General features: G+C 50.4%; 38 protein-coding genes. 30 read left to right on the top strand and 8 right to left on the bottom strand.

The window, feature by feature from the left end; all coding sequences use genetic code 11:
• Nucleotides 1-115: 115 nt before the first annotated feature.
• The 6 genes from METMA_RS26635 to METMA_RS26625 all read left to right on the top strand — a co-directional run bounded on the left by METMA_RS26635 (nt 116) and on the right by METMA_RS26625 (nt 5,588).
• Nucleotides 116-907, top strand: coding sequence for an ISL3 family transposase (locus tag METMA_RS26635; RefSeq protein ID WP_020160576.1), 792 nt, complete (start codon nt 116-118; stop codon nt 905-907).
• Between the two features lie 214 nt (nt 908-1,121).
• Nucleotides 1,122-2,159: a 23S rRNA (adenine(2503)-C(2))-methyltransferase RlmN gene (gene rlmN / locus METMA_RS0118350; protein ID WP_020160574.1), complete on the top strand. Its 1,038-nt coding sequence runs from the start codon at nt 1,122-1,124 to the stop codon at nt 2,157-2,159.
• A 904-nt stretch (nt 2,160-3,063) separates the two neighbouring features.
• Nucleotides 3,064-3,429, top strand: a complete 366-nt coding sequence (locus tag METMA_RS25920; RefSeq protein WP_020160573.1) for a hypothetical protein — start codon at nt 3,064-3,066, stop codon at nt 3,427-3,429.
• Complete coding sequence (locus METMA_RS26630) at nt 3,426-4,193, top strand: IS4 family transposase (protein ID WP_020160572.1); 768 nt, start codon at nt 3,426-3,428, stop codon at nt 4,191-4,193. Before METMA_RS25920 ends, METMA_RS26630 begins: the two co-directional genes overlap by 4 nt.
• A 44-nt stretch (nt 4,194-4,237) precedes the next feature.
• A complete protein-coding gene (locus METMA_RS0118335; RefSeq protein ID WP_040591051.1) occupies nt 4,238-5,386 on the top strand; it encodes an IS701 family transposase in 1,149 nt (382 codons plus the stop codon).
• A complete protein-coding gene (locus METMA_RS26625) occupies nt 5,343-5,588 on the top strand; it encodes a hypothetical protein (protein ID WP_036251846.1) in 246 nt (81 codons plus the stop codon). The genes METMA_RS0118335 and METMA_RS26625 overlap by 44 nt, the downstream gene beginning before the upstream one ends.
• 245 nt (nt 5,589-5,833) lie before the next feature.
• On the opposite strand, the gene METMA_RS27170 is transcribed toward METMA_RS26625, so the two are convergent.
• The 7 genes from METMA_RS27170 to METMA_RS25065 all read right to left on the bottom strand — a co-directional run bounded on the left by METMA_RS27170 (nt 5,834) and on the right by METMA_RS25065 (nt 13,531).
• The gene (locus METMA_RS27170; RefSeq protein ID WP_156830552.1) at nt 5,834-6,928 is read right to left on the bottom strand and encodes a HEPN domain-containing protein; all 1,095 of its coding nucleotides are present in this window, start codon (nt 6,926-6,928) and stop codon (nt 5,834-5,836) included.
• Nucleotides 6,929-7,064: 136 nt separating this feature from the next.
• The gene (locus tag METMA_RS25075; RefSeq protein WP_020160569.1) at nt 7,065-7,529 is read right to left on the bottom strand and encodes a hypothetical protein; all 465 of its coding nucleotides are present in this window, start codon (nt 7,527-7,529) and stop codon (nt 7,065-7,067) included.
• A gap of 673 nt (nt 7,530-8,202) precedes the next feature.
• Nucleotides 8,203-8,577 (bottom strand): hypothetical protein, encoded by a 375-nt coding sequence (locus METMA_RS25070; protein WP_156830551.1) that lies wholly within the window; start codon nt 8,575-8,577, stop codon nt 8,203-8,205.
• Between the two features lie 510 nt (nt 8,578-9,087).
• The gene (locus tag METMA_RS0118315) at nt 9,088-9,711 is read right to left on the bottom strand and encodes a hypothetical protein (RefSeq protein WP_020160568.1); all 624 of its coding nucleotides are present in this window, start codon (nt 9,709-9,711) and stop codon (nt 9,088-9,090) included.
• Between the two features lie 412 nt (nt 9,712-10,123).
• Nucleotides 10,124-10,708 (bottom strand): hypothetical protein, encoded by a 585-nt coding sequence (locus METMA_RS0118310; RefSeq protein ID WP_020160567.1) that lies wholly within the window; start codon nt 10,706-10,708, stop codon nt 10,124-10,126.
• A gap of 71 nt (nt 10,709-10,779) precedes the next feature.
• Nucleotides 10,780-11,706, bottom strand: a complete 927-nt coding sequence (locus tag METMA_RS0118305; protein WP_156830550.1) for a hypothetical protein — start codon at nt 11,704-11,706, stop codon at nt 10,780-10,782.
• Nucleotides 11,707-12,955: 1,249 nt separating this feature from the next.
• Nucleotides 12,956-13,531 (bottom strand): S24 family peptidase, encoded by a 576-nt coding sequence (locus METMA_RS25065; RefSeq protein WP_198014543.1) that lies wholly within the window; start codon nt 13,529-13,531, stop codon nt 12,956-12,958.
• Between the two features lie 339 nt (nt 13,532-13,870).
• On the opposite strand from METMA_RS25065, the gene METMA_RS25060 reads away from it, so the two are divergent.
• From METMA_RS25060 to METMA_RS0118175, 24 genes are all read left to right on the top strand, one after another.
• Complete coding sequence (locus METMA_RS25060; RefSeq protein WP_020160563.1) at nt 13,871-14,227, top strand: helix-turn-helix domain-containing protein; 357 nt, start codon at nt 13,871-13,873, stop codon at nt 14,225-14,227.
• Between the two features lie 34 nt (nt 14,228-14,261).
• The gene (locus tag METMA_RS0118285; RefSeq protein WP_020160562.1) at nt 14,262-14,471 is read left to right on the top strand and encodes a hypothetical protein; all 210 of its coding nucleotides are present in this window, start codon (nt 14,262-14,264) and stop codon (nt 14,469-14,471) included.
• Nucleotides 14,468-16,534 (top strand): Mu transposase C-terminal domain-containing protein, encoded by a 2,067-nt coding sequence (locus METMA_RS0118280; RefSeq protein WP_020160561.1) that lies wholly within the window; start codon nt 14,468-14,470, stop codon nt 16,532-16,534. The genes METMA_RS0118285 and METMA_RS0118280 overlap by 4 nt, the downstream gene beginning before the upstream one ends.
• A 77-nt stretch (nt 16,535-16,611) precedes the next feature.
• Nucleotides 16,612-17,346, top strand: a complete 735-nt coding sequence (locus METMA_RS0118275) for an ATP-binding protein (protein ID WP_020160560.1) — start codon at nt 16,612-16,614, stop codon at nt 17,344-17,346.
• Nucleotides 17,347-17,408: 62 nt separating this feature from the next.
• Nucleotides 17,409-17,672, top strand: a complete 264-nt coding sequence (locus METMA_RS0118270) for a hypothetical protein (RefSeq protein WP_156830549.1) — start codon at nt 17,409-17,411, stop codon at nt 17,670-17,672.
• A complete protein-coding gene (locus METMA_RS0118265; RefSeq protein WP_020160558.1) occupies nt 17,669-17,977 on the top strand; it encodes a hypothetical protein in 309 nt (102 codons plus the stop codon). The genes METMA_RS0118270 and METMA_RS0118265 overlap by 4 nt, the downstream gene beginning before the upstream one ends.
• A gap of 47 nt (nt 17,978-18,024) precedes the next feature.
• Nucleotides 18,025-18,225, top strand: coding sequence for a hypothetical protein (locus METMA_RS25055; RefSeq protein ID WP_040590677.1), 201 nt, complete (start codon nt 18,025-18,027; stop codon nt 18,223-18,225).
• Nucleotides 18,222-18,392: a hypothetical protein gene (locus METMA_RS27165; protein ID WP_020160556.1), complete on the top strand. Its 171-nt coding sequence runs from the start codon at nt 18,222-18,224 to the stop codon at nt 18,390-18,392. The genes METMA_RS25055 and METMA_RS27165 overlap by 4 nt, the downstream gene beginning before the upstream one ends.
• Nucleotides 18,389-18,640 carry a hypothetical protein gene (locus METMA_RS0118250; RefSeq protein ID WP_020160555.1) on the top strand — a complete coding sequence of 84 codons (252 nt, stop codon included), beginning with the start codon at nt 18,389-18,391 and terminating at the stop codon, nt 18,638-18,640. The genes METMA_RS27165 and METMA_RS0118250 overlap by 4 nt, the downstream gene beginning before the upstream one ends.
• 2 nt (nt 18,641-18,642) lie before the next feature.
• Nucleotides 18,643-18,807, top strand: a complete 165-nt coding sequence (locus METMA_RS27160; RefSeq protein ID WP_020160554.1) for a hypothetical protein — start codon at nt 18,643-18,645, stop codon at nt 18,805-18,807.
• On the top strand, nt 18,804-19,121 hold the full coding sequence (locus tag METMA_RS0118240) for a hypothetical protein (RefSeq protein WP_020160553.1): 318 nt from the start codon (nt 18,804-18,806) through the stop codon (nt 19,119-19,121). Before METMA_RS27160 ends, METMA_RS0118240 begins: the two co-directional genes overlap by 4 nt.
• Nucleotides 19,122-19,184: 63 nt before the next feature.
• A complete protein-coding gene (locus tag METMA_RS0118235; protein WP_020160552.1) occupies nt 19,185-19,814 on the top strand; it encodes a DUF3164 family protein in 630 nt (209 codons plus the stop codon).
• Nucleotides 19,815-19,816: 2 nt separating this feature from the next.
• A complete protein-coding gene (locus METMA_RS27155) occupies nt 19,817-20,056 on the top strand; it encodes a hypothetical protein (protein WP_156830548.1) in 240 nt (79 codons plus the stop codon).
• A 4-nt stretch (nt 20,057-20,060) separates the two neighbouring features.
• Nucleotides 20,061-20,615 (top strand): hypothetical protein, encoded by a 555-nt coding sequence (locus METMA_RS0118225; RefSeq protein ID WP_020160550.1) that lies wholly within the window; start codon nt 20,061-20,063, stop codon nt 20,613-20,615.
• A 64-nt stretch (nt 20,616-20,679) separates the two neighbouring features.
• Complete coding sequence (locus tag METMA_RS0118220; RefSeq protein WP_020160549.1) at nt 20,680-21,144, top strand: gp16 family protein; 465 nt, start codon at nt 20,680-20,682, stop codon at nt 21,142-21,144.
• 2 nt (nt 21,145-21,146) lie between these two features.
• Nucleotides 21,147-21,374 carry a hypothetical protein gene (locus METMA_RS0118215; protein ID WP_040590674.1) on the top strand — a complete coding sequence of 76 codons (228 nt, stop codon included), beginning with the start codon at nt 21,147-21,149 and terminating at the stop codon, nt 21,372-21,374.
• Nucleotides 21,374-21,868 carry a hypothetical protein gene (locus tag METMA_RS0118210; RefSeq protein WP_020160547.1) on the top strand — a complete coding sequence of 165 codons (495 nt, stop codon included), beginning with the start codon at nt 21,374-21,376 and terminating at the stop codon, nt 21,866-21,868. The genes METMA_RS0118215 and METMA_RS0118210 overlap by 1 nt, the downstream gene beginning before the upstream one ends.
• Nucleotides 21,865-22,293 (top strand): hypothetical protein, encoded by a 429-nt coding sequence (locus METMA_RS0118205; protein WP_020160546.1) that lies wholly within the window; start codon nt 21,865-21,867, stop codon nt 22,291-22,293. Before METMA_RS0118210 ends, METMA_RS0118205 begins: the two co-directional genes overlap by 4 nt.
• The gene (locus METMA_RS0118200) at nt 22,290-22,883 is read left to right on the top strand and encodes a hypothetical protein (protein WP_020160545.1); all 594 of its coding nucleotides are present in this window, start codon (nt 22,290-22,292) and stop codon (nt 22,881-22,883) included. The genes METMA_RS0118205 and METMA_RS0118200 overlap by 4 nt, the downstream gene beginning before the upstream one ends.
• A gap of 149 nt (nt 22,884-23,032) precedes the next feature.
• A complete protein-coding gene (locus METMA_RS0118195) occupies nt 23,033-23,944 on the top strand; it encodes a hypothetical protein (RefSeq protein WP_020160544.1) in 912 nt (303 codons plus the stop codon).
• Between the two features lie 135 nt (nt 23,945-24,079).
• A complete protein-coding gene (locus METMA_RS0118190) occupies nt 24,080-24,436 on the top strand; it encodes a Mor transcription activator family protein (protein WP_020160543.1) in 357 nt (118 codons plus the stop codon).
• A 209-nt stretch (nt 24,437-24,645) separates the two neighbouring features.
• Nucleotides 24,646-25,206: a lysozyme gene (locus METMA_RS25050; RefSeq protein ID WP_020160542.1), complete on the top strand. Its 561-nt coding sequence runs from the start codon at nt 24,646-24,648 to the stop codon at nt 25,204-25,206.
• The gene (locus METMA_RS0118180; RefSeq protein ID WP_020160541.1) at nt 25,203-25,409 is read left to right on the top strand and encodes a hypothetical protein; all 207 of its coding nucleotides are present in this window, start codon (nt 25,203-25,205) and stop codon (nt 25,407-25,409) included. Before METMA_RS25050 ends, METMA_RS0118180 begins: the two co-directional genes overlap by 4 nt.
• Complete coding sequence (locus tag METMA_RS0118175) at nt 25,406-25,585, top strand: hypothetical protein (RefSeq protein WP_020160540.1); 180 nt, start codon at nt 25,406-25,408, stop codon at nt 25,583-25,585. Before METMA_RS0118180 ends, METMA_RS0118175 begins: the two co-directional genes overlap by 4 nt.
• Nucleotides 25,586-25,739: 154 nt before the next feature.
• Here the strand turns inward: METMA_RS0118175 and METMA_RS0118165 are convergent, their stop codons facing one another.
• Nucleotides 25,740-25,913 carry a hypothetical protein gene (locus METMA_RS0118165; RefSeq protein WP_156830547.1) on the bottom strand — a complete coding sequence of 58 codons (174 nt, stop codon included), beginning with the start codon at nt 25,911-25,913 and terminating at the stop codon, nt 25,740-25,742.
• Between the last annotated feature and the right edge of the window lie 4 nt (nt 25,914-25,917).

The raw sequence follows: 25,917 nt of genomic DNA, 5'->3' as shown, positions 1-25,917 counted from the left end.
CTCCGAAATCTGATAACCATTGATTGCCAGTAAACAAGAGCCGTCAGCTTTGATACTCAAATGCATGTCAATTATCATCGGGCTACCACCCAAGGTGTTTCCAAGCCGGACAACGATGCCTGATTTAGAACTCATCGGAATTGACGAAATCGGCCATAAAGATTTTGTCGTCATCGTGTCAGGACTGACGGCTCAAGGTCAAAAGTTTATCTTGGCCGTGTTGCCGGATCGTAAAAAAGAGACGGTCAAAACGTTTTTAAAGGCGCTGCCACCTCGGCAATATAACAGCATTCGCCGTGTCTGCATCGATATGAACGAAGGCTACTGCAATGCGGCTCAAGAAACCCTAGCCAATGCGCAAGTGGTAGTGGATCGTTTTCATGTCGCCAAACAGTATCGTGATTGTGCCGACCAAGCGCGCAAAGCGGAAATGAAGCGACTGAAACAAACATTACCCGAGTCAGACTATGCCCAATTGAAAGGCGCTATGTGGGCTTTTCGCAAGCCTTGGTCGGCCCTGACCGAAGAGCAGGAAGTCGTCTTATTGCGGCTGTTTGAGCAGGCACCGATTCTGAAAGAGGTCTATGTCCAGCGAGAAGTCTTGACGAATATCTTTGAGACGCATCAAAGTAAAGCACAGGCCGAACTAGCCTTAACACAGTGGCTGAACCGAATAACGGATTTGGGGCTGAAGTGTTTCTCGTCCTTTGTGACGACATTGGATAACTGGCTTGATGAGATCACTAACTATTTCATTCGGCGAGAAACCAGTGGTTTTGTCGAAGGATTGAACAACAAGATCAAAGTGATTAAGCGCCACTGCTACGGCATTTATAACCTGGGTCGATTGTTTCAGCATATTTGGCTTGATGTTCAGGGACGGCGAGTCCTGTTTGCGGAACACTAGATATTGGGGTTACCACGGGAAATTCGGAAGAGCCAAATCTTTACTTTCGGAGGATAGGCAAAAAGTCCGGATGCTTATATATAATAAAAAACATTATCCTCTGTACATAACAAAAATCAAACCTTATAAACAGGTTCAATATAATTACGATATCAAATCCAATATTTAAAACTATTAGGTATTGGCAATATATTGATATTACCAGGAGACATTTTTGAAACAATCCTTTTATGACCTAAATTACTCTGATTTACAAACGGTTATAAATCAAAATAATTTAAACCCATCGGCAGCGTCAGTTCTTTTTAATTGGCATTATAAGAAAAAAGAAAATACTCAATGCTTTGATAAAATTGCCCAATGCTCATTGGCCTTTTTTCAAAAAAATTTCGACTTTTCTCTGCCCGAAATCGATACGGTTTATGAGTCAAAAAAAGATCGAACAGTAAAGTTTCTTTTTAAGCTTAAAGACAATCATAAAGTTGAAACCGTCCTTATTCCTTTTCATAACAAATATTCAATTTGCCTTTCATCGCAAGTTGGCTGTGCGATGAATTGTTCTTTTTGTTTTACCGGAAAACAAGGACTTAAAAGAAATTTGACTACAAGTGAAATTGTTGGTCAGTTTCTACAGGCTTGGCATTGGTTAGCAACAAACAGACCTGGAGAAGAGAGGATTTTAAATATTGTTTTCATGGGGCAAGGCGAACCTTTACATAATTTTGATGCCGTTAAAAAAGCGTGTGAAATTTTTTTATCACAACACGGAACTTCAATTGGCGTTCAAAAAATCACTATTTCAACGGCTGGTTATATTCCTGGACTTGAAAGATGGGGCCAGGAAATTCCGGGAGTGAACCTTGCACTATCTCTTCATTCGCCCTTTGAAGAAAAGAGAAATGAACTTATTCCCATTAATAAAAAATATCCGCTAGATGAGGTATTGGCATATATTGACAAGATACCTTTAAATAAAAAACAATTTATTACTTTTGAATATATTCTGATAAAAGATTTTAATGATTCTCCAGATGATGCTAAAAAATTGGGGACGATACTGGCTGGAAAAAGTGCCTATATAAATTTAATTCCTTTTAACTCATTCCCAGGATCACATTACGAGAGTCCGGATTTGGATAAAATTGAAAAGTTTAAAGAAGTTTTAGATACTTTCAAAATCCCGACTTTAATAAGAAGCGCTAAAGGCGATGATGTATTAGCAGCATGTGGCCAACTCAATTCTAAAAATTAAATAGCTTTCAAGTGCCAGTGAATGGGACCGGACCAAGTCAACAATATGTTTTCATGGAAAAAATACATAAAACCTGAAATTTAGCCGATAAATCACCGGATGAGTCTGTGATTTATCGGTTACTCCTTTTTAGAAGCAGTTTATCGACTAACTGCCAAAGGGCGTTAACCACCCTACGAACAAAGAGAGCCAACTTCTCTCAATTTTTGATCAATCTTGATGGTTGTTGACGCCGGTCAATTCATGCGTCCGATTACGCTGCGCTAATCGGACCTACGCGGGTTGGCGAATTTGGAGTCTTATAAGATGAACCAAGGTTAAACTCTCTGAGGGATAATGAAATGTGACGAGTTTCAATGGTATCCGATTATCAAAGGGTTTAGCCTGTATTTATCACTCTACTTCTTTGAAATAAAATAGCTTTTACTATTTAAGGTAGGGAGGCAGAAGGGTCAGAGGCAGAAGGGTCAGGTCTAGATTCACAGCTTTTTTGGAAATGAGAAATAAATGAGCCGGGTTTATTTTATAATTCAACCCGCTCCTTTTTTTCAAAGCGAAGAGTTTTGAAACGCCCAGCACGGTAATTCCGCACTCCGGTATTTGTCAGGGGGGGCTGGCTGTTCAACCTTGATGATTAGCAAACAACACTACTAAACTAGACCTGACCCCACTAGCCCTAAACTAGACCTGACCCCACTAGCCTAACTAGACCTGACCCCACTAGCCTCTTTTGAATTGAAAGCTTAGCGGGCTATTAATCAAAAATCAAAGGGGGCAGACCCTGAGGTATCCCCAGAAAATATCGATAGAAAACAAAATGTTCTGGGGTATTTTGCCCCATTAAACTCTCAAGTGGCGATAAAATAGGATTTTCTTCCCAAAAAAGCATCAGCGGGAGAGTCTTATGTCGTTCGTTAACACCCTGCATACTTTGTTAAAACAATCACTCCCCAACCTTCATGGCGCCCGCCTCAATGCGTTAATGGCAGCGGTCGAGGCAGGTCTAACCGGTGCCTCGGTATCCATTACGGCGCTGGGACGGGCGGTTTCCGGAGCTACGTTTATCAAACATAAAATCAAGCGCCTGGATCGGTTGATTGGGAATTCTCACCTCAAGTCCGAGCGCTTGGCGTTATACGGAACCCTCACCGGATTTTTACTGAAATCCCTGCCCTTACCCCTGATCATAATAGACTGGTCGCCGCTGACTGACGATCAAAGCCAGCAGCTTTTGCGTGCTGCTCTGCCTGTCAGTGGGCGCGCACCATGACTTTATACGAGGAAGTTCATCCCGGTAAGAAACTGGGGAACCGCCGAGTGCAACATCAATTTTTGTCGACCTTGCAACAACTGCTTCCAGCCCATGTCACCCCTATTGTGGTTGCAGATTCCGGGTTTCGCACCCCATTCTTTCGCGAAGTGGAACGCTTGGGCTGGCATTGGCTGGGACGGATTCGCAATCGGGATTTTATCGCCTTTGCCGATCCCCCGGATGACTGGCAGGCGGCAAAATGGCTGTATGCTAAAGCCACTCGCAAAGCCAAGTTGCTGGGATCGGCGCTCTGGGTGCGCAGCAATCCGTTGTCCGGGCAGCTGGTGAGTTTTTACCGTCCCGCCAAAGGCCGTAAACAGTTGACGGTTCATAAGCAGTCAGCCAAATCCAAGCGGAGTCGGCAGCAGGCCAACCGCGAAAAAGAACCGTGGTTGTTGATCGTATCGCCGTCCCTTAAAGCCTATTCGGCAATTCGTGTGGTGAATTATTACCGGGCACGGATGCAAATCGAGGAAGGTTTTCGCGACACCAAAAGTATCCGTTATGGCTTGGATTTAACCCGTGAAAGCAGAATTCAAGCCGACCGCAGGGCAAACCTGTTGCTGATTGCCGAGCTGATCATTTTTGCACTTTGGTTGGTTGGACTCAGCCTAAAAGGCTCTGCTACCGAACGGCAGATCAAGGTGAACAGCGGCACAAAACGTTCACCCTATTACTACAGTTGTAATTTCAGGGATATTGATGTTGCCCGCACAGTCTAATGTGTTTTTGATCGTAAGCATTGGCGAGGTGAATGATGAATGCGATGGCAAAGCAGTTCGTGACCCAGGCGGCGAACTGGCAATCGGAGCTGCAGACCTGGTTTGTCAGAATAGGCCGGCACTTTGGCCGGCAGGCCATGCGGCAACGGGCACTGGATTACGTGACGGGCTTGCTCAGCCCGGTTGAGCGCAAAACCAGCTGGCAATTGTCGGAAGCGGTCAAACGACAGACGCCCTATAGCCTGCAGCATTTGCTGGACCGGGCACGCTGGGATGTCGATGCGGTGCGTGATGACGTGCGGACGTATATGATTGAGCATCTGGGCGAGCCCGATGCCGTGCTGGCGGTCGACGAAACCGGCTTTATCAAGAAAGGCCGACATTCGGTCGGCGTGCAGCGCCAGTACAGTGGCACGGCCGGGCGCATTGAGAACTGCCAGATTGGCGTGTTTCTGGCCTATGCCAGTACGCGGGGGCGTGCGTTGATGGACCGCGAACTGTATTTGCCCAAGGAGTGGGCTGACGACATGGTCCGACGGGCTGCCGCGAAAGTGCCTGAAGCAGTCGACTTTGCCACCAAGCCGCAGTTGGCGCAGCGCATGATCGAGCGAGCCGTTGCCGCGCAGGTACCGTTTGCCTGGGTCACTGGCGATGCCGTGTATGGTGACAACCGCAGCCTGCGCGCATGGCTGGAACAGCAGGACCTGCACTTCGTGCTGGCGGTGGCGAGCAACCAATACGTGTGGCCGGACTCGACCGGCCAAAAGACCGTGGCCCAGCTGGCGGCCACGGTCCAGCCGCAAGACTGGACCAGGCTGTCGGCGGGCGATGGCGCCAAGGGGCCGCGTTGGTATGACTGGCTGAGGCTACCTTTGCTGTCCTGGCAGATGCCGGGGGAACGCTGGCTGCTGCTACGGCGCCGGTTGACTGATGGGGAGCTGGCTTATTACGTATGCTATGTACCGCCTGGCACGGACCTGCAGACAATGGTGCGGGTAGCAGGCACGCGCTGGACGGTGGAAGAGTGCTTTGCGGCGGCCAAGGGCGAAATCGGGCTGGATCACTATGAAGTGCGCAGTTGGCACGGCTGGTACCGACACATGACCCTGGCAATGGCCGCGTTGGCGTATTTGGCGGTGTTGTGCCGCCATGAAAAAGACGCGTCATCGGCAAAAAAAACCGGAAACTGCTGAGCAAGCAAGCCTGGAAGCAGCGGCAGCTCTGATCCCGTTGACGGTACCGGAAGTGCGCAAGCTGTTGTGGCAATGGCTGTGGCGGCATCCGCCGAGAATCATGCATATCGTCAACTGGTCGCTATGGCGAAGACGCCATCAAGCCGTTGCCCGTGCCTGCCATTACCGACGACGCAGGGAGAAAAATAATCTACAACTGTAGTACTATTCGTTGATTTTTCTCGGTAAAATCGCCTGCCGTTATGCTGTGTTTGAATTGCCGGATGATTATTTAGAGCTGGCGCAAGCCCTGTTAGTCGGCTATTTTGAAAAATTGGAGAAAGAATAATTTGTGGGGATACATCAGAGTCTGACCCCTTTGATTCGTAGATTTTGCAGTAACTTGAACAAAAAACGATTTGTCGCCGGACGATGAACGCGGACCATTAGGTGCTGAACCAGTGGCATTTAGTGACACAATACAATCTTATCTAATCCATCTTGAAAATCCTTACCCAGACCATCAGCACACTTATAATCGAGCAAGACTTTACAGCATCCCTTGCGCAGAATTTCTCTGGAAGAAGATATTAATTCTTCGACGGTTCCAAACGGACTACTTGCCTTTCTTAAAAGCGAGACAAGCTCTGCTGTTCCTCCATGCACAATTCTGCTCCGTGCATCATAAAGGAAGCATACTTCTCTATATTTATTCCAACGCATGTCTGAATCTGTTTCTTGATGAGCAGCGGCTCGCATGGCAAGCCGAAACTTTAGCTCTGCATTAAGACCATACAAGTAGAGCGCCTCTAAGCCAATCATTACGTCGATCAATTGATCCCGAGTGGCTGGTCTCGAGTAGGCCATGTTTAATCTCTCAAGTGAAATTTGCAGCCATGGTGGGAGTTTGTACCCCAGTGCAACAAAAAGTTGTTTCACAATTTTCGCGCTATTTTTATCAATCTCTACGAACATGCCAGCCTGAATGCTACCAAAAAGTTGCTCGTGATAAGAACTACTTCCACCAATAGCAGGTACACCAATAGTAGGTGACGCAGGTAGCGAATGTTGCACTGCTGGATGAGTATCACACGTAATAGGTCCTAGACATCTTATAGGGGAATGATGAAGCAACCTTATGGACGTTACTGCTCGAACTATCTGGTCACGGACTTCTTGATAGCGGCTGTTCCAAATTCGTGGATCATTCTCAGCATAACCACTTTCTAATACACAGTCGGAATGTTCACGCACTCGGTAGTGGGGCAGGCTATAGCCTCCGATATCCATGATATCGGGGCTAAATGGCGGAAAAATAGAATTTCTATCTTCACTAATCTTCGCGTTCCATTCTCGCCCGGACAATGCCTTTGAGCTGTTAATCGCATCTTCACCAAGCACATAAACCCCAAGAGGATCTGATATATCTTTAATTTTTTTGAGGCGAAGAAAATCCGAGAATACTATTTCATTTTCCTCGCATAATACATGGTCAAGGATGCATACACCATAATGGTAATAAGACAACCTTTCAGAGTCCATTGGCGGATGTGTTCTAGTCATATCGTGAAAAGTTCTTTGTCGGGGTAAAATCAAGTGAATCGCGGGCTTTTCGCCTTTCCGAGCCTTCTACTGCTCTTTTTTACGGGTAAGAAAGTTATTCGAGTGCCCTTGTGCATATAAGCGCCTAACGCTCAAATTAACCCGCAGGCCCGTCGGAGGCAGGGCTGTTGAGTTGAATGTCTGGTTGGGCCTCGCCCTCGGATAGTTCAGATGTGTTCCATCCAGAAAAACGGATAATCCGCTTTGTTACGCGACGCCCTTCTCCACCAACACCAAATGAAACTGCTTCCTTTTCAGCTTTGGCCCCTGCGTGCCCCTTTCCCGATATGTCATAATACTCCTCAATTTCAACCTCGCTCGACACCGAAATTCGCTCAGCTATAGCAAGTTCCTGAGCGACACGAGCTTGGTGGGCTTGAAATTCCATGAGTATCTGCTGCTTTCGCGCTTCTTCCTCAAGAGTAGGAATGCCTTTGGATTCGGCCGCTTTCACGTCGCTCTGCGAGTCCGATAAAGCTGAGTATATGGCTCTGACATAATCTGGAACAAATATTCCGATTGCCACATCGCCGGCAATAGATGTAAGTCTTTTTGTGTCCATGCGATTTATCTTTGTTGTAAAAGTCCAATAACTAACTAAATAGTTTTCTATATATAATCCTTGATTACTTCATTCTGGGCAATAAATTTAGCGCATGCCATCAAAACACTAACGCTATATCTTCTTGTATCGGAGGTTTTGATATATCGCCAATAGAGTTCCGCGCCTATAATCGAATCCTCGTGCGTATAAGAGCCAATTTCCATTCGGAGACCGGCAGAAGGGTCAGGTCTAGATTCACAGCTTTTTTGGAAATGAGAAATAAATGAGCCGGGTTTATTTTATAATTCAACCCGCTCCTTTTTTTCAAAGCGAAGAGTTTTGAAATGCCCAGCACGGTAATTCCGCACTCCGGGATTTGTCAGGGGGGGGCTGGCTGTTCAACCTTGATGATTTGTAAACAACACTACTAAACTAGACCTGACCCCACTAGCCTTTTGAGGCGGGCGCCATGAAGGTTGGGGAGTGATTGTTTTAACAAGGTATGCAGGGTGTTAACGAGCGACATAAGACTCTCCCGCTGATGCTTTTTTGGGAAGAAAATCCTATTTTAGCGCCACTTGAGAGTTTAGTGGGGCAAAATACCTCAGAACATTTTGTTTTCTATCGATATTTTCTGGGGATACCTCAGTGTCTGACCCCTTTGATGATGCGTTGGTAAGCATTTTGCGCCTTATCGCGATTCATGCTCTTTTTTCTGTAAATAATTTTTATACTGTTTTTCCAATTTTACTTTTGGATTATTCAAAATCTTTAAAAATGTTGCTTCATCTCGAATTGAGTTTCGCCAAAATTTATGCTCAGTTGCCCACCTATAACAAAGTTGTTGTTCTCTAGTTAATTTGGGAGGTTTACCTTGCTTTTTATCAGTCTGAGTTGAAAAGGCTAAATCCGTATTTACGATTATTAATGATATAAACATAAACATAAACATTCCGAGTACAATCTGCCAGCCAAAATACCAAATTACAATTACAAGAGCTACTATTGCCCGTAAAGTTGGATAAAAGATGCAACAGAATAATAAAAGTACTATTAATTGCGCCACAACTAAATCTCGTAAGCGTTCTTAATTGAAAACATTGTAACCTTCGTCTGTTTTGATGTGCTAACTTTTGAATGCCTAACGCAAAGCTAAGGGGCGCGTAGTGAAGCGGAGCGTCACCTTGAGCGCTGTGTTATGTTGAACTTTTTTCATTCCTGTATGCTTGGTTCGCATTTTTAATTAAAGCCCTCAAACAGTAAACAAACAGGCAAACAAACAACACTGCTGATAATAGTGCTCCACCAGCCCATAATCCAGCTTTTGTAGCAGACCAACGTTCAGAATTGGCTGCGTTAAGCCACGAGTAAAAAACAACACTTATTCCGGCATACCCCAATGCCAGGAACGACAGGATCATCCCACGCCCAAAAAATATTTTTCGCCGCTTAGTCATTATTCGACATAACGCCCGGCTCACCAGACAAATTTCCGCTGTCACCTTTTGTGCGTGTTTTTGCACAAAAGGTGACAGCGGAAATTTGTCCGGTGCAGACGTTTGTTAGGCGCACTTTGTCACGCCTTGGCCTGCTTTAATTCGTTCCTGTATGTGACAAGAAGTTCACCTAAAATGGACAACATTTCATTGAAACAGGCCACGATTTCTATCCAGCTTTCTTCTGGGAAATTATTATCTTCTTTGCTGACTTGGAATGTAACAGTTCTTTCTTCATCATCGCCTAGCGAACAAATTGAATCGAAAACCTGCCTTTCAGAAAAGTGTACATAGCCTGATGTATACTTATATACATCCTTAACCCAAGGATGTTTTTCACTCATCTTGTCGATTAGATAGCCATCTCGGAGTTGCTTGCCATCACGACACTTAAATGAACTAAGTGCTTTGCCACTAATAATAGACTTTGCCATTTCAGATGGCTCATCAACATATGTGTATGCCAATAATCGGCTTACGGTATCTAGTTCCATTCTCACAATGGCACGACAACAAGTCATGTTCTTAGATTTGACTAAATCATGCAGCCCGCTTGCTAAGCTCAGCGAACGTTTGATAACGCCTATGATTATGAAATCCAATATATACATTGGCTTACCATCGCCACCTAAGGTTTCCATACCTATCTTCGGAAGATGTGAAATCCACTTTTCAAGTGTTTCTATCTCTAAATCGATGCTCATACTTCGCCTAACGCAAGCGTAATGGGCTGGTTTGGAGCGCCAGCGGAAAACCAGTCCCAATTGACGCGTTTGTTATGTTTTTATTACTGAACGACAACTTCCATTCCCCTTGACTCACTGGTGTTTTTATTAACTAAGGTAATGGTAGTTCAATTTTATTATTTGGCCAGTAGCCAGGCTGTCATTGAGAGCGTCAAGATCATGCCCATGTCAAACAGGTGCTTTAACTTGAGGCAGAAAACTTGAGTAAAAATCTTCTTCTGACTCAATTATTTTCCAATCAACAATAATAATTTCCATCCTTCATTCTAGAAGCATAACGCCCGGCTCACCGAGCAAATTTTGTTGGCGGCTTTTTTGGAACAAAAAAGGTGACAATAAAATTTGTCCGGTGGAGCCGCTTGTTATGAGTTTATTTTTTCTGCGCCTTTTGTTGAGCTTGATACTCTAGAATCTGTGGGAATTTTTTCTTTACGTCATCTTTGGCGCGGGAAATACTCAAATATAAACCTTCAGCAAACTCTTTGATTTGCGTTTCAATCCTTTCTTGCATGCTACTTTTGCTTCCGGTCAATATGATGCTACCAATTGGAAAAGTAATTGGCGCTAGGGTGTTCGGCCCATCAGGTACTGTTTGAGCATATGGCACGACCACACTACCCCAAAACACGAAGTTGGCATCAAGGTGCACAGCACAGGAAGATGAATTTGTTGCAAACCCCAAAGCTGTAATAGTTATTTTATTTGGAAGAAATGATTCCTCTGCGGCAATTGAGAAACCATTTTGTCTAAGTACAAGCTCCATCTTGTCTTTCATTTTTGAGGGCTGAGAAAGGCAACCATCTGACACTTGATCACTATACTCGATGAAAAAATTGTCTCTAAGTGCGATCAAACTTCCTAAAGACCCCTCTAGCAGAAGCGATGCTCCATCCTCTGCCACAGCCCAAGTAGGGGTAAGTATTAGGACTACCAAAGCTAATATATATTTCTTCATTTTCTCTCCTTGCTCATAACGTTCAACTCAGCGCAGCGAAATTCGATCCGCTGCAGTTGCTTGTTATGTATTTACTCTGCATCCAATTCTTTCTTGAACTGTGATTTATTATAAACAGAGATGTTAAAACTCCTGAAGATTGAGAAATCATCTTTTACTTTATTTGACCAAGCATCACCAACAATTAAGAATGTTTCACCATCCGACATCGATCTATGTAAGCTCTCTTTGGCTAGTTGCAGCCTAGGGATATATACACGCCTTTTTTTATTCTCTTCATTTATCTGGCTGTAGCACTGAAAACTCCATGGAAAATATCTGGCTTCCTTGTTAAGCCCAACCGTTCCTTTTAGCGTGACACTTACAGCAACTGGATGCGGAAGGTTTCCTTTTGCCAGCCTGTTAAACAGTATATGATATCTCGTGTCGTCATAGTAAAAGTCATTCCAGGAAATGAAGCCATTTTTATACTGAATTTTTACGAGCCTTTTTAGCTCTTCAACATCAGAGGACTCTTGAATCAGCGACCTTAACTTGACTATTCCAGCAGCGGAGCGAAAATAAGAGGCTAACTGTTCCTCAGAACGAATGTAGTTTCTTCGAGTTGATAAATGCTCACTAGATTCGAACCTACCTCCAGACTCTGTTATGTTCTGAGCTACTTTTTGTGCATCTATCAGGATGTTCATTCTGAATAGATAGCTTCCATCATTCTGCAACACAAATATAGGGTTGGTGTTTTCTACGGACTTTGAATCGGCAACTAAAAATTCAACAGCTCCTTTTACTGAATAACCGCAACTATTTCTATGCTCTGCATCCTGCCATAGTTTTAGGTGTGCTGATACAGGCGTTTTTGATGCACCTCTAGTATGAGCCGATACATACTGAATATCAGCTCCACAATACCTACAACCCAAATTTTCGTTGTCTGATTTCTGTAATTTTGAGACATGGAAGACCGCATCACCTGAATCTTTCTTTTTCGCGAATTCCATTTTTATCCCTTTCCCCAAAACACGCTCCTTAGTTAATCAAACACATAACAAGTAATTCTCTAGATCTGCATATCTTACACACTGCACCACAGCATCAAAACAATTTTTCCGAAAATGTTGTGGCTCTAAACGGGATAACATACGCCATTTTCACGATAACCAGATCCAGATAACTTCAATACTTTAATACTTTTGTTTACAGCTGATGTGTCCAAGCAACTCAGCAACTGGCCGCTATACTGCTAATTATTGCCATTCAAAAAATCCGAGTGAAAGACTGCAGCGGGTCGCTATGTTAAGCTTAACATAGCGACCCCTATGTGTAGATGCTAACTATGTGCAGTTATAGCTATCGACGGCAGGCCGGCTCTTGCATCGGGCCGAAAGCATCTATACATAGTTTCTGCTCCTGAGGGAGCACCGTCAGCGCATCACTTGATAAGAAATCGCTTATTTTCTATATTTTGGCTCTTGGATTCGTGCCAAATTTATAGCTTTTCTGAGTCAAGCCAGTCTCTGCGTATCGAAGCGAGAGATTTCGGCTTCAGATCAACAGCAAAAACTATGTTCAGCTGGTAAGCTTTCGGCTTCCTTATAAGCCAATATGATTGTGGTTTTCAGCCAGCAAATATCATCGCACTACACATAGTTAGCATCTACACATAGGGGTCGATATTTGACTATCGTTGTTATTTCAAAGATTCGTGAGCACTTTTCTAGTCGCAATTAATGAGAGCCTGCACTAATAAAATGTAAGCTCATTTGCAGATATTGCGAGCCCGGCCAGTTTCGAATGCGAGCCACTACACCTAACAGTAACGGATCTTAACGAAATGGAACGAACAGCCAGCGACTCATGCGGATGCATCGGCGCCTGGCTTTGCTGGCATGTGCAAGGTCATCAGGCGAACTGAGTAAATTAAACATTGAGAATCCCGAAGCGTTCGAGGAAATGTTAGACAATATTGAAGCATTTAAAGACCATGCTCAGGCATTGGCTGAAATTGCAGAAACAGCTTGTCAAAGAATGTCGATAGCCGGGCGCAGGCAGTGTGAGGAGGGGATATATTTGGCACAGTCAGAGAATCAGCGGAATGATGCGGAATGTGGCCGAACGTGGCGGAACGACTGGGCTTCAGTGAATTTTTGGCGTTTTTTTCATTTGTGCGTTATTTGGCACAAATTTGGCCGGCTTAAACCAAATTTGTGCGTTATTTGACACAGCAATTATCCAATCTTTAACGATAAATCAAATTTCATGGCCGTACCAGCGGACGCGGCCGGTGATTTTTAACTCCCTGGCCCGCTCCGGGCTGATGACCTGCTTTTCATAACGCGGATTGTCGCTGATGATGATCAGCGAACCGTCCAGGGCCTGCTGGACGCGTTTAACGACCAGATGATTTTCCGACTCTATTATATATATGGCGTCATCCTTGATGGAGACGATGCGCCGGTCTACCAGGAGCAGGTCGCCGTCGTGGATCGTCGGCTCCATGCTGTCTCCCCTGGCTTTGATCAGTGTACATTTGCTTGATTGCAGGCCACGCTGAATCAGCCAGTCCCGCCTGAACGCCATCTGACTGGTCTGAAGCTCCTGATCAATCAGGCTGCCGTTCCCCGCCGATGCTTCTATATCCAAATACGGCACCAGTTCGAATTCTGAGTCGTCTATTTTCTTTTCCTGCTCCTTGATGGATGCGACGCCAGGCGGAGCAGCTGCACCGACGGCTTCACTCAGCAGCATTTCACCTTGACCAGTCAGCAACCAGTTAGCGTTGATTCCCGCGCGAATAAAGCCTTCTATTGCTTCAGCACCAGGCAAGCTGCTATCCAGTTCGTACTTTTGATATGTACTGTATGACACCCCGGATATGGCGCTTGCTTCCTTTTGGCCTATCTTTTTAAGCGATCTCCATCGCTTTAATCTTTCCCCGACCGTCATGAAACGCTATATATGGCGTAGCGTTGCACAAGAGCATCATCTAGCGTTGCATTTTTATATGATGCAATTTCTTGATTTTTATAGTTATTTTTCACATTAAACCCAGGTAGTAAGATTTGGTTAGCGTTGCGCTCTAAATATTGCGCAAAATGCGTTGACAGTACGCCATATTTGGCGTTAAATATTCACTCGTTAGTTATTTTTTAAGGATTCCACAACATGAATACAGAAGACCAAAAAAATGCCAGCACTGGCGAGGAAACCCTCGCGCAGGACTGGCACCCTGCCGATATTCTCGCCGCCTTGCACAAGGCGGGCTGGACATTGGCCTCCCTAGCCGAGCATCACGGCCTGAAAAGCGGCGGCACGCTTTCCAAAGCCTTGCGTTTCAGTTTTCCAATCGCTGAAAAACGTATCGCCGAAGCCTTAGGCGTTCACCCCAAAGTGATCTGGCCCAGCCGTTATCACGACACCGGGGAGCGCAAGCTTCAGGGCTTTCACGCTATTCAGTCTACTAGAAGAACCGGCCGTGTCAATGATCATAACGGCCCGGACAAGGACGATGCGGCCGAGTAACGGAGCCGTGGACAATTCATTGAGGGCAGAAACTATGTATGCAATAGAACAGCACTATATCAGTTATACGCACCCTGAAAAAAGCTTCACTCGATTATTAAACCGTCGCTATCAAACAGCGCAACGGGCCGAGAGAGCGGCCAAGCAATGGCGATGGGTTTGCCGGCCTGATGGCGGCCAGACGACCGAAGAGAGTGATGCCGTGGTCGTTACGGTCGCCGATAACGCAGGCGTTCAGTCATGAGCAATATCAATAGGCCGGCCACATTGGATGAGATAAAGGATGCGATCGGTAAAAGCAAAAGCACGATTTCGCGCATGGCAAAAGCGGGCGACTGGAAATATACGGAAAAGCCAGCAGCAGGCAATCATATAAAGGAGTACGCCCTGGCCGATTTACCCAGTGACGTCCGCCTGGCGGTCATGAACCAGCGACTGGACGCCAGATCCGGCGCGGCAGCCGAACCGGAAGTCGCGCCGCCCGAGGCGATCAGCGCCGAACCACAGGCCCCGGCCATCGTGACGACCGCCCGCAGAGACCTGACGCTGCCCGGCAGCGAGCTGCCGCCGCTGTCGTCGGCACAGTTAACGATCCATCGCGCGATCAGCAATATCGTCGATTTCGTAAACGGCAGCGGCTTGTCAACGGCCAAGGCGTTAACCTTCCTGAATCAGGAATACGACGCCGACCGTCTGGCTCCCACCCTGCGCTGGTCGTATGAGCACGCCTGGGAAAAGCGCCGCAGCAGCAACCGGCTGAACCGCAACACCTATATGAAATGGCGGGGCAACTTCAAAAAGCGCGGCCATTACGCGCCGATGAAGCGCGAGAAGGACCTCTCGATCAAGGCATGGCATACGCTGGCCGTGGCCTTGATGCAACGGCCCCAAGGACCGGACCGCACCTGGGTGCATGCGCAGCTTGAGGCACAGCTGGGCGCCGATGCACCGGGCTATGACGCCATGTGCGCCTGGTTTCGTGACAAGTTCAGCCAGAAGGACCTGTTAAACGGCCGCTATTCCGGCTCGCAGCTGCGGGCGCACCGGTTCTATCAGCATCGGACCGCCGAAGGCCTGGCGCCGGCTTCATTGGTGCACGCCGACGGCTGGAACACGCACTTTTCGGCGCCGCATCCGGTGACCGGGGAGTTCGTGACCTATGAAGTCTGGCATTTTCGCGACATCGCCACGCGCTACGTCACGACCCCCGGCATCAGCCTGACGGAAAACGCCACGGTCATCGCCAAGGGCCTGGAAAACTTTGTGCGCGAGCTGGGGGTTCCGGCCCGGCTGCAAACGGACAGCACCAAGGTGGTCAGGGGTTCCGACCGGTTCACCAAGGCGCTGCACTCACTGGAAGAGCGGCTCGGTTTTACCTGGACGCATCCGGCGGAGGTCGGCAACAGCCAGGCGAACGGCACCCCGGAAAACTTCAATACCAGCTATCTGGACAAGCGCTCGCGCGAGCTGGCGACGTACCAGAATAAAAAACGCATGGACGACCTGACCTTCAAGCGGGTCAAGAAACTGACCGCGCAGATGGTCAAGGCAGCCAACAGCGGCGATCTGGCCTTGCGGGAAAAGAAAAAGCGCGAGATTGAAGCCATGGGCAAAGGCCATGTCTTTGCGAGTTTCGACGAGGCCTGCGCCTGGATCGTGCAGATCTGCCATGAGTACAACGACCGGCCGCACCGCTCGCTGAAAAAAATATTCGACAGCGAAACCGGCAAAAGACGGCACCAGACGCCACGCGAGGCCCTGAACGCGTTCATCGCGGACGGCTGGGAGCCGGTGGCGCTGGACGATCAGGAGATGATCGACGCGTTCAGGCCGCATGTTGTTGTGAAAGTCACGCGCGAGACGGTGACGCCCTGGGGCGGCATGCGCTACCGCAACCCGGACATTCTGAGCCACTGGAACGGCAAGCAGGTCATTGTCGCTTATGACATCGCCGATTACCGGCAGGTCTGGGTCAAGGATATGAAGGGCGCGCCGATCTGCGTGGCCGAGTTTGTCGAGGCGACCCGCTACATGGCGGTAACGGCCCAGCAGGCAGACGAGGAAAAACGGGCCAAGGCCGCCTTGCAGCGACTGGAGAAGAAACGCCAGACGATCGTCGCGCGCACGCCGGGCGAGGTCATTGAGCATGAACCGCTGAAACGCGTGGAATTTACGCCGGCCGAGACCGCCGAGCCGTTAAAGCGGGTCGTGATCGATGCGGAATTTAACAGAGAAGAACCCGACGAGCCGAAAAGCTTCGTCGACACCATCAACTTTTTATATGGGGAGAAGACCGGAGAAAGCTAACCGGCGGCCTTGTGGGGACCGCCAATTAACCGCCCAGATGATGGGCACTCAAAAACAATAAGTGAAGGAATATATCAATGAAATTGCAATACGTCAAAACTTCCAATCATGATCGCGGCCTGGCTTCCATTATGGCGGTCGAGAACGGGGCGGCCCGCGAGGCCAAGATCATTCTGCTGGCCGGGGAGCCAGGCACCGGCAAAAGCCGCTTCGTCGATCACTTCGGCAGCGAGCGCAACGCCATCCATATCGAGGGCCTGCCGGGCATGAGCGTGGCGTACCTGCGTGAGCTGATCGCGTATGAATTGGGCTGCGCGGGCGGTTCGCGCTTTGCCCAGCAAAAGGCCATCCAGGAACTGTTCGTGCAGCGTCGCCAGACCATCATCCTGGACGAGGCGCAGCACGGCCTGGACAAAAAAGCCGAGTGCATCGAGTACCTGCGGCGCATCTGCGAACAGGCCGGCAGCCTGATGATTCTGGTCTGCCATACGTCCGAGCGGCACCGCTTTGGCGAGCACCGCCTGGCGCACATCGCGACCCGCATCAGCGCCCTGGTGGAGTTTACGCCGGCGACGCTGAACGACTGCAAGCTGTACCTGAATCAACTGTGCGAGGTGGGCATTGATGACGGCATCGCCGAACTGGCCTTGCAGCAGTCGCGCGGCCGTTACCGGCTCCTGACGTCCGCCTGCGCGACGCTGGAGGCGCTGGCCGACCGACTGGGCAAAGACGCGCTGACGATTGCCGACGTGAAGGGATACATGCTGTGCGAAGACGCCATGAAGGCCTTGCGTAAGGGGGGCAATGTTTGATGAAAGCCGGCCAGATCGCACCACGCACCAGGACCCAAGGGCTGCGCGCCCGAGCGTGGTGGATGCTCCGAAAGAACCGGTCAGCCACTTTGCAGGAATTGTTGCTGACCTTGAATGACGGCAAATACAAACGCCCAGACAGTAATTTAATCAAATACTTAAGACGTTTATCACATGCCGGCATATTGGAACGCGAGCGGATTGACGACGGCAAGCTGACAAGCAACGGCGTTTACCGCTACACGCTGGTGAACGATCTGGGGCCTAAGGCTCCGGTCATTCGCAAGCAAGCGATCTACGACCCAAACGCAGAGGAAGAGTTATGAACGAACAGGATTTACTGGCCTTGATGAAGGCCAAGCGAGACGAAATAGGCACCAAGGCCCTGGCCGTGGCGCTGGGCGTATCCGAGCCGACGGTCCGCTCGGTCTGTACCGGCAATTATCCCGGCGAACCCGGCAATGTGTTAGACAAATTCGCCCGCGTGTTCGTCGATGTCGTGTCCTGCCCGCACGTGGGCCGGACGATCGAGCGCGGCGAATGCGAAACCCGCTCCAGAGGCCCCAAGCCCTTCGGCGGCGCCAGCAAACTGGCCTGGTGGGAGGCTTGCCAGCGGTGCCCGCACAAATGAAAAAGCCAATCAAACTAATGAAGACCAACCCGAGGGGGGTAAATACGATGATGAAAGACTATTTGATGCGCATCTCGACCGACGATGCCGACGTGTCCATTGAGCCTAGAAACGACATTGATACCATTTTGTTGAGCATTGAGAGCGAGCACAGCCGGGAGACTATCGCGCTGGACGCGCACCAGGCCGAAAAACTGGCCGCCCTGCTGAACATTGCTGCCGGCATCGCCGAAGGGCGGAAATCATGAGCGTGCAATACGACCAAAACCAGCCGGGCTTTGTTGAAATGCGCTCTTTGGAGCGCCTCCCGGCCCCTGGCGGCAACTCCGCGTATTTAATGACGGTCGTCGTCCGGCCCGACACCCAGATCACGCTGAATTTCGGCCCCGAAACCGATGACGAGGAGGATGCATGAACACGTTTTTAAACAACCTGACGGCGCGCATCCGGCGCGCCACCCCGGCACTACAAGTGGGAGCGAATCCAATGACACAACCAGATAGCACTCAATTGGCGGAACTCGCCGAACACGTCAGCAAACTGGCCTGCCAAGGCTTTGAAGTGGTCGACATGGACATCAGCGGCGACGCGCCAACCTTTACCGTTCGGCCCATGCCGCGCGAACTGCCCAGCCTGGCCGGCTATAGCGTACAGGAGTTTTAACGATGATCAGACCGCATAACGAACTGCTGAAACACGCCGGCCGCCGCGCCAGCCTGGACCTGTTCCTGGATCGCTGCACGGGGATTTTTGAAACCCTGCAAGACAAACGCCGCTGGAAAACCCGCCGCCGCACGGCTCGCGACCTGTTCAACAAGGGGGTTTTATGATGCCTCATGAACAGAACCCCGGCCAAGTCGCCCAGGTGGCCGAAAAACTGATCGCCCTGGGCTTTACCATCGTGACCGCGCGCTTCGGCGACGCGCCCTGCATCACGGTACTGGCCACGCAGGCCACCCGGCAGCTGACATCGTGCTACAAGGGCCAGGGCTTTGACGGCCGCAGCCATTACCGGACGTATGGCACGGTCATCGACGGCGTTCAGGTCGAGTGGCACCGGCCGCAGGTGGCGCCGGCCATGAAACCGAGCCGCTGGCAGTCGCGCCGGCCCTGGCGCACGCTGAGCCGTAAAGCGCTGCACTAACACCCACCCGCCCATGCCGGCCGACGGCATGGGCACCTTGACGCATTTGATTTAGGTAACACCATGAGTACAAAACAACTGAACACGCCCTTCCCTCCCGGCTACCGCGCCGATTCTTACGGCCGCCTGGTGCCGGTCTCCGCCATTCAGCCGCTGGATCTGCTGCGAGACGACACCGTCGCGACGATCATCGACAAGGCCCGCAGCGTCCAGGCGCAGATGAAAAACTTCAAACGCCAGGCCATGGACGATATCGCCGCATTTCTGGCGATCGCGGCCGAGCAGTACCAGACTACGCTGGGCGGCAAGAAAGGCAACCTGTCGCTGGTCAGCTACGACGGAAAATATAAAGTGATTGTGGCCGTCAGCGATTCGCTGAACTTCGACGAACGCCTGCACATCGCGAAGCAATTGATCGACGAGTGTATCCACGAATGGACCGCCGACAGCAACGCCAATATCAAGGCGCTGGTCGAGCATGCTTTCCAGACCGACAAGCAGGGCAACATCAACACCGCGCGCATTTTCGGCCTGATGCGCCTGAAGATCGAGGACGCAAAATGGCGGCAGGCCATGGAAGCCTTGAAGGACAGCATCCAGATCACGGCAACCAGCCAGTATCTGCGCCTGTACGAGCGCGTCGGCGAGTCTGACAAATATCAGCAAATCGCCATGGATATCGCGGGGTTATAGTCATGAGATTAACCCAACATCAAAAAGCGCTCTTAAGCGATCTTGAGGATGTCTTTCCAACTGGTCGAGTCCCGGTGGGTAATGTTTTTTTTGCTGATCATTCATTACGCACCGCCAGATCCTTGGAAAGAAAAGGCTGGCTGACGCTGGAAGAAGACGCCGGCGGCGTTTACGCCACCTTCAGTTCCGATAATTATGCCGATTGGCTTGAGTTTAAGCATCCAGAAACCGAAGAGGATTGATCCTATGTCAACAAACACACAGAACCGAGAGCTGTTGCTGGACCGTATCGTCGATTTAAAAACGCCGCTCTTTGAAACCGTCACCCGGCAACAGATCGCCGAAATGGCCTGCGTACCGAAGTACAAAGTTATGATGGCCGCGACCCTTGTCCGGCTGAAATTTCCGCAGCCGGTCGGCAAACAGAGTCGGGAGCTCTTATATGACCGCACCGCCGTCGAGGACTGGCTGGCTAAAAACGATCTGAAAAAGATGCCCATCTATTCCCAGCGCTATTCATCCTCGCATGACCGGCGCCAGACCCGCCTGATCGGCCACCCGCATCTGGATCAGGAACTGGCCCTGGCGTTCATCCGTGGCGCCTATGCGCCGTTAGCCATCAGAAAGCAGCACTGGCGCCGGTGCCGCCGGGCGCAGCGCAACCAGGCCGCAACCCAGTGCGTGCATGTGAAAGAGGCGCCGTGCGAGCGCGAAGCGCCGCGCCGGGATCTGGACGTGCACTCGGGGCCGGAGCGCCCGTCACTGGCCTCGCTGTCCGGCAGCGGTCGGCAGTTTTACTAAACCCTCCCCGCACGGGCGGCCCGATCGCGGCCGCCTGGCGTCAATCAAAAAAGCGAGCAGTACAATGGCTATCATCAGAAACAGAGACTATAAAAACCCCAAACACGACGCCCGCCGCCGGGCCGCCGTGGGCAAAATCCATATCGGCAAGCAGCAGCTGGGCATGGATGACGACACCTATCGCGCCATGCTGCTGACCATCGGCGGCGTTAAATCGGCCAAGGATTTAACACCGGAAGGCATCAGTAAAGTTGTTGCACACCTGGAGCGCGCCGGCGCCCGCTTTACCAGCCCCAAACGCGCCGGGCGACGGCCGCATTCGATCGGCAGCGGCACGGAGCGCGCCGGCCAGCTGCGCAAGATCGAGGCGCTGCTGGCCGATGCCGGGCGGCCGTATGAGTACGCCGGCGCCATGGCCCGGCACATGTATAAAAAGGATCGGCTGGAGTTCTGCGACGGGCGGGAGTTGGCCGGGATTATTGCGGCGTTGATGAAGAATGCCGAGCGTGAAGGGCGGGAGGCGAGATGATAATGAGACCTGAAACAGAAGCCGCTTTAAATGGCATATTTAATCAAGCATTAACTAAAGAAGACATGGCAGAGCACCTGACATTAATAACCACTATGGTGATTTTGGCATTGCGGCAGATAAGTGGCGATGAGTTCATGTTGGGGTTTTTGCAAGCTGCCAGCGACGATGTCACTAATGGCGTCGAGTATGACGTGAAACCTTTGAACGGTTCCAGGAGGGCGCACTGATGGCAACCATATCAAAACCAACCAAAGAGCAATGGGACGATGTCAAATTGAATCTGAGATTGCCCTATAGCAATGTTTACTTCTTAATCGACGGCTATAAAGTCGCCGCATCCGTCCAGCAACATAAGATGCGCCTGGTTATCACCGTCTATGTCAATGGATACATACGCGGCAATGATTTATGGCATGGCCAGGAAAACGAAATAGACCAGATGCCCGAGATCGCCCGGCGGTTTTATGCGCTCAGACGCAAAGCCATGTATTCCGCCAAGCAAGTCAGAGCCGACGAACGCATTTTCGGCAAACGGGACTGCAAGAAACGTGGCATTTATGATAAATATCTGTTTGTCTCGCCCCATTTCAGCACGGCCGGCGCCTTTATCGCCCATATTAAAAAGCATAATCAATCGATAGAAATCATTGATTACGAAGCTTATAAAAAAGCCATGGAACCGCTGCAACGAGACGCCGCGCCGGAGGTCGCCAGCGTATGAAGCACACAATAATCTCACCAAAAGAACCAGCCGGAACCGGCTGGGTAAAGATGCCGCCTATTCCACAGTGGATAACAATGGGATTCGATGGTGTAGCGTTCCAACATATTGAATCTGGGCTTTGTGCGATATCGGCTGTTGAAGTTGCGCAAGCCGAGCCAGGAGCCGAACATATTGGCCCCGAATACCATATCAGCATCAGTAAGCGTGGCCAGCGATGCACGATGCAAGAGGCTAAATGGGTATTAAAACAGTTCAATTTAGAAGACGCAGAGGAAGATAATCACGTGCCTGACGGTAAAGTCAGGAACTTCTGGAGGCCTGTTGCCGATCGCTTATCGGGCTATCAATGCCCGTGCAAAGATAGCGAACCCGCCATAAGAGAAGATGGGGGCGATTATGTATGGCGAGGGATTCCAAAATGAGCAAGAAACGTTTCATCCAGGCCGTGATCGTCCGCAGCTTGCCGGAACCGCCCAAACTGCCCGATGCGATACGCTACGCCGAGGATCTGTGGGATGCCCTGACCCGGCACGGTTATGGCCAGCCGGTTGAGAGCAAGCCGCAGGCCGGCAAGGACTGGTACCGGGAATTGAGCGACAGGCAGCGCAAGTGGTTCTCTGCATTCTGGCTCGCCTTCGGCTACAAACAGGGCCGCAATGAGGCCGCGATGCGCTGGCACCAGCTCGGCGATCTGACCGATGAGCAATACCAGCAGATCGTCGATGCGGCCAGGAAGGAAGCCGGCAAACAGCTGGCACCCGGCCAGGTGCGCAAGATGGCCCAGGGCTGGCTGTTTGAAAAACGCTTTCTGGATTATGCGCCGGATGAGCGCGTTAAACAGGGCGAGAAGAACCACGTTTTAACACGCCTGATGGGCGAACTGAACGGCATCAGGCAACTCCACGCGGCCAGCGGCGACGAGGCGCTGCTGGAGCAGATCAATAAACTAGAAGGCCAGATCAGGCAGGAGCGGCAGGCAGGCCGTGGGAGCGACGCCCACGTCGCGATCTAGGGATCGCTCCCACGCTTGATAGGCCGTTTATAAAAAACGTTAACAAAGCCCCGCCAGTCGGGGCTTTTTTGTGCCAATATATCGCACTGAATCAATTGTTCATCTATAATCAATTTTTATTAACATTCCATTAACGGCATTTTTATCAGATGAAACCTGCTCAATTCCAAGTGGTGTATGATGGCCCCGCGCTGGAACACCACGAAATGAACGTCAACGACTTGGCACCCGCCTTGTTGGCCATTGGCGTTTTGATGGAAGAAGTGGGCAACGCCTTGCACGGCGATAAGTTCAAGATCGGTGTCAGCGTTAAAGGTTCGTTTAAAACCGGCTGCTTTGGTGTAGAGATGGTGGCATCGGCTAAGAGCCTGATTCTAGACGCCATTGACATCTTTAATCACGGAAATACATCAGCAGTGCTCAATGCTGCCGCTATCGTCGGCTTGATTAAATGCTCGTCGGATTCATTGATCGGCATTTTGCGCTGGCTTAAAAACCGCAAAATCACCCATACCGAAGTGATTGATGATGGCCGAGTGCGTGTATTTATCGATGAAGACCATTACGATACCGAGCAAATCACGCTGAAGCTGCTGCAAAACTATAAAATACGCAAAGCTTTTGAAGATATGCTGGCTAAGCCGCTCTTCAAAGAAGGTATTGAATCGGTCGCAATCATCGATCCAACAGAACCTGAAAATCCTATTGTATTTATCGAAAAAGCAGAGGCAGGGTTCTTTGTCGCGCCCGAGATCGGCGAAGAAGAAATCAATGATCAAACCACTACGGTAAATTTGCAGATTGCCAGCGCGGCTTTTATTGATGGCAATAAATGGCGATTCTCGGATGGTTCACAATCATTCTATGCGGAAATTCTAGACGAGGGTTTTTTACGACGGATCAATAACAATGAAGAAGCTTTTGCGAAAAATGACATTTTGAAAGTCAAAATGCGAATCAGGCAATGGCTGACCGCTAAAGGCATGCGCGCGGAATATTCGGTTATTGAGGTTATCGAACATCGCAGTTCTCTCAAACAAATCGACTTATTCAGACATTAGCCGCCGTCTAACTTAAATATCAAGACAGACCATGTCTTCAGAAACCCGCCCCAGCGGGTTTTTTAATGCCCATAACAAACTCCTAGTTTATAATACAAGCCGCTATAAACTCATACGCTAGCTCAGGAGACCGTCATGACTGCATCCCTTGATCACTTCCCCGACCATTATCCGGAAATCCTGGCCGACCTGAAAGCCATCGTCGCCGACAGCCTGACCGCCGCCGGCATCGATCCAGCGCAATCCAGCCAGTGCGCGCACCAGGCCGCCGAAAAGATCAGGAAGAGCTGGGGCGGCCAAATGGTCTACATCGCCAAAGGCAAGGATTACGAACTGTCCCAGCGCGACCTGGAAATCTGGGAGAAGTTTACCGGCCGCAATCACGGCCAGCTGTGCCGGGAATACGGCATCAGCCTGCAATGGCTGTACAAGATCATCAATCACCAGCGCTCTGAAGACATCAAGCGCCGGCAGAATGACCTGTTTGCGTGATTGTGTTAACAAGGTACGCAGTGCGTACCCTACAGAACTGGTGCCTCGACGGTACAACAACGCGGAGTGTCAAAGAGCACGGCAATGGCTGCCGAAAATCAGAGACATTCTGAAGCGCCAGAAAGGCGCGGCAATAAATGGGTAGGTTGTAGATGCATAACTAACCCGCTTTAATTTCACCCCCGCCCCGCGCCGCCTACACTGGCGGCATGAATACAAACAATCCGACCACCGTTACCGCCGCCTGCGCTGACCTGATCAAGGCTTCCGAAAGCCTGAAATTGGTCGCGTATCTGTGCCCATCCAACCGCCTGACCATCGGCTACGGCCATGTGCTGATGCCGGCCTGGGATGCCAAACTGTTCCGTAATGTCTCGACCGAAGCGCTGGCCCGCATCGTCAGCGAATGCCAGCGCACCCGGATCGTCAGCCGCGAGTACAGATCCCGCCTGCGCATCGCTGAAGACCAGGCCGACCACCTGCTGTTCCGCGACGTGGCACAGACCGCCCTGTTCCTGCGCTCCGTGACGCCGGTCGCGCTCAGTCAACATCAGTTTGATGCGCTGGTCTCGTTTATTTTCAACGTCGGCCAGGGCAACTATGCGACGTCCACGCTGCGTAAAAAACTGCACGCCGGCGACTATACCGGCGCCGCCGCCGAATTCGATCGCTGGATCTACGGCACCGTAAACGGCAAAAAACAGAAGCTGAACGGCTTAATCACCCGCCGCGCCACCGAGCGCGCCTTGTTTGAAGGAAATTCCCAATGACCACCGACATAAACGAACTACTGGCAATGCATAGCGAGCTGGCCGAACAATTGCATTATGCGCACGACAGGATCGGCGTTTATTCCGCGCTCGCGGATAAAATCCGCGCCGAAGGCCGCGCCGTGCAGTTCCAGTTGCTGCTGCACATGCCGTGCCGGCAGTTCTTCAAACTCTTCAACATCAACCGAGAGGCGGCCTTATGAGCTGGGTGACGAAAACGGCCGGCTGGATGGCCATTTTACTAGGCGTGGGCGGTTTTGCCCTGGGCCTGTTCGACGCGGATGCCGCCGCCATGATCGTGACCAACGGCATGGGCTACATCGGCATTGACCGCAAATTTAAACGCGCGGGGCTGAATGGCCAGGGCGGTCAGTCATGATCGGATTTCGCGGATATGGATGGATGGCCATGGCCGCCTTGGTCAGCGTGCCGGTTATTTATGCGGGGTCGGTCCCCGCCGTAGGCCGATACCGATCAAAACGCCGCCGCAGCCGTTTCGAGATCAGGGGGCGCTAATGTTCGCGACCCTCGTTTTATACCTGGCCCCGGCCCTGGCCGCGCTGATCGCGATCGTCGCATTTCTGATCAACCGCCGCCAGGCCCGGCGCCTGGCGAAAGTCAACGGCGCTTTGCAGGCCGCCGCCGCTGCCGCCCACCGAAACATCAAACGGCGCCAGATGCTGGACGCCGATCTGGAACACCTTCAAGAAC

Source organism: Methylobacter marinus A45 (genome assembly GCF_000383855.1).
GTDB lineage: Bacteria > Pseudomonadota > Gammaproteobacteria > Methylococcales > Methylomonadaceae > Methylobacter > Methylobacter marinus.
The sequence above is the reverse complement of the archived record's forward strand: the minus strand, read 5'-3'. Positions and strand labels throughout refer to the sequence as shown.

Coding starts and splice junctions, on each gene's coding strand:
- METMA_RS26635 (WP_020160576.1), top strand. CDS start 116: ATGCCTGATTTAGAACTCATCGGAATTGACGAAATCGGCCATAAAGAT.
- METMA_RS25920 (WP_020160573.1), top strand. CDS start 3,064: ATGTCGTTCGTTAACACCCTGCATACTTTGTTAAAACAATCACTCCCC.
- METMA_RS26630 (WP_020160572.1), top strand. CDS start 3,426: ATGACTTTATACGAGGAAGTTCATCCCGGTAAGAAACTGGGGAACCGC.
- METMA_RS0118335 (WP_040591051.1), top strand. CDS start 4,238: ATGGCAAAGCAGTTCGTGACCCAGGCGGCGAACTGGCAATCGGAGCTG.
- METMA_RS26625 (WP_036251846.1), top strand. CDS start 5,343: ATGAAAAAGACGCGTCATCGGCAAAAAAAACCGGAAACTGCTGAGCAA.
- METMA_RS27170 (WP_156830552.1), bottom strand. CDS start 6,928: ATGACTAGAACACATCCGCCAATGGACTCTGAAAGGTTGTCTTATTAC.
- METMA_RS25075 (WP_020160569.1), bottom strand. CDS start 7,529: ATGGACACAAAAAGACTTACATCTATTGCCGGCGATGTGGCAATCGGA.
- METMA_RS0118315 (WP_020160568.1), bottom strand. CDS start 9,711: ATGAGCATCGATTTAGAGATAGAAACACTTGAAAAGTGGATTTCACAT.
- METMA_RS0118310 (WP_020160567.1), bottom strand. CDS start 10,708: ATGAAGAAATATATATTAGCTTTGGTAGTCCTAATACTTACCCCTACT.
- METMA_RS0118305 (WP_156830550.1), bottom strand. CDS start 11,706: ATGGAATTCGCGAAAAAGAAAGATTCAGGTGATGCGGTCTTCCATGTC.
- METMA_RS25060 (WP_020160563.1), top strand. CDS start 13,871: ATGAATACAGAAGACCAAAAAAATGCCAGCACTGGCGAGGAAACCCTC.
- METMA_RS0118285 (WP_020160562.1), top strand. CDS start 14,262: ATGTATGCAATAGAACAGCACTATATCAGTTATACGCACCCTGAAAAA.
- METMA_RS0118280 (WP_020160561.1), top strand. CDS start 14,468: ATGAGCAATATCAATAGGCCGGCCACATTGGATGAGATAAAGGATGCG.
- METMA_RS0118275 (WP_020160560.1), top strand. CDS start 16,612: ATGAAATTGCAATACGTCAAAACTTCCAATCATGATCGCGGCCTGGCT.
- METMA_RS0118270 (WP_156830549.1), top strand. CDS start 17,409: ATGCTCCGAAAGAACCGGTCAGCCACTTTGCAGGAATTGTTGCTGACC.
- METMA_RS0118265 (WP_020160558.1), top strand. CDS start 17,669: ATGAACGAACAGGATTTACTGGCCTTGATGAAGGCCAAGCGAGACGAA.
- METMA_RS25055 (WP_040590677.1), top strand. CDS start 18,025: ATGATGAAAGACTATTTGATGCGCATCTCGACCGACGATGCCGACGTG.
- METMA_RS27165 (WP_020160556.1), top strand. CDS start 18,222: ATGAGCGTGCAATACGACCAAAACCAGCCGGGCTTTGTTGAAATGCGC.
- METMA_RS0118250 (WP_020160555.1), top strand. CDS start 18,389: ATGAACACGTTTTTAAACAACCTGACGGCGCGCATCCGGCGCGCCACC.
- METMA_RS27160 (WP_020160554.1), top strand. CDS start 18,643: ATGATCAGACCGCATAACGAACTGCTGAAACACGCCGGCCGCCGCGCC.
- METMA_RS0118240 (WP_020160553.1), top strand. CDS start 18,804: ATGATGCCTCATGAACAGAACCCCGGCCAAGTCGCCCAGGTGGCCGAA.
- METMA_RS0118235 (WP_020160552.1), top strand. CDS start 19,185: ATGAGTACAAAACAACTGAACACGCCCTTCCCTCCCGGCTACCGCGCC.
- METMA_RS27155 (WP_156830548.1), top strand. CDS start 19,817: ATGAGATTAACCCAACATCAAAAAGCGCTCTTAAGCGATCTTGAGGAT.
- METMA_RS0118225 (WP_020160550.1), top strand. CDS start 20,061: ATGTCAACAAACACACAGAACCGAGAGCTGTTGCTGGACCGTATCGTC.
- METMA_RS0118220 (WP_020160549.1), top strand. CDS start 20,680: ATGGCTATCATCAGAAACAGAGACTATAAAAACCCCAAACACGACGCC.
- METMA_RS0118215 (WP_040590674.1), top strand. CDS start 21,147: ATGAGACCTGAAACAGAAGCCGCTTTAAATGGCATATTTAATCAAGCA.
- METMA_RS0118210 (WP_020160547.1), top strand. CDS start 21,374: ATGGCAACCATATCAAAACCAACCAAAGAGCAATGGGACGATGTCAAA.
- METMA_RS0118205 (WP_020160546.1), top strand. CDS start 21,865: ATGAAGCACACAATAATCTCACCAAAAGAACCAGCCGGAACCGGCTGG.
- METMA_RS0118200 (WP_020160545.1), top strand. CDS start 22,290: ATGAGCAAGAAACGTTTCATCCAGGCCGTGATCGTCCGCAGCTTGCCG.
- METMA_RS0118195 (WP_020160544.1), top strand. CDS start 23,033: ATGAAACCTGCTCAATTCCAAGTGGTGTATGATGGCCCCGCGCTGGAA.
- METMA_RS0118190 (WP_020160543.1), top strand. CDS start 24,080: ATGACTGCATCCCTTGATCACTTCCCCGACCATTATCCGGAAATCCTG.
- METMA_RS25050 (WP_020160542.1), top strand. CDS start 24,646: ATGAATACAAACAATCCGACCACCGTTACCGCCGCCTGCGCTGACCTG.
- METMA_RS0118180 (WP_020160541.1), top strand. CDS start 25,203: ATGACCACCGACATAAACGAACTACTGGCAATGCATAGCGAGCTGGCC.
- METMA_RS0118175 (WP_020160540.1), top strand. CDS start 25,406: ATGAGCTGGGTGACGAAAACGGCCGGCTGGATGGCCATTTTACTAGGC.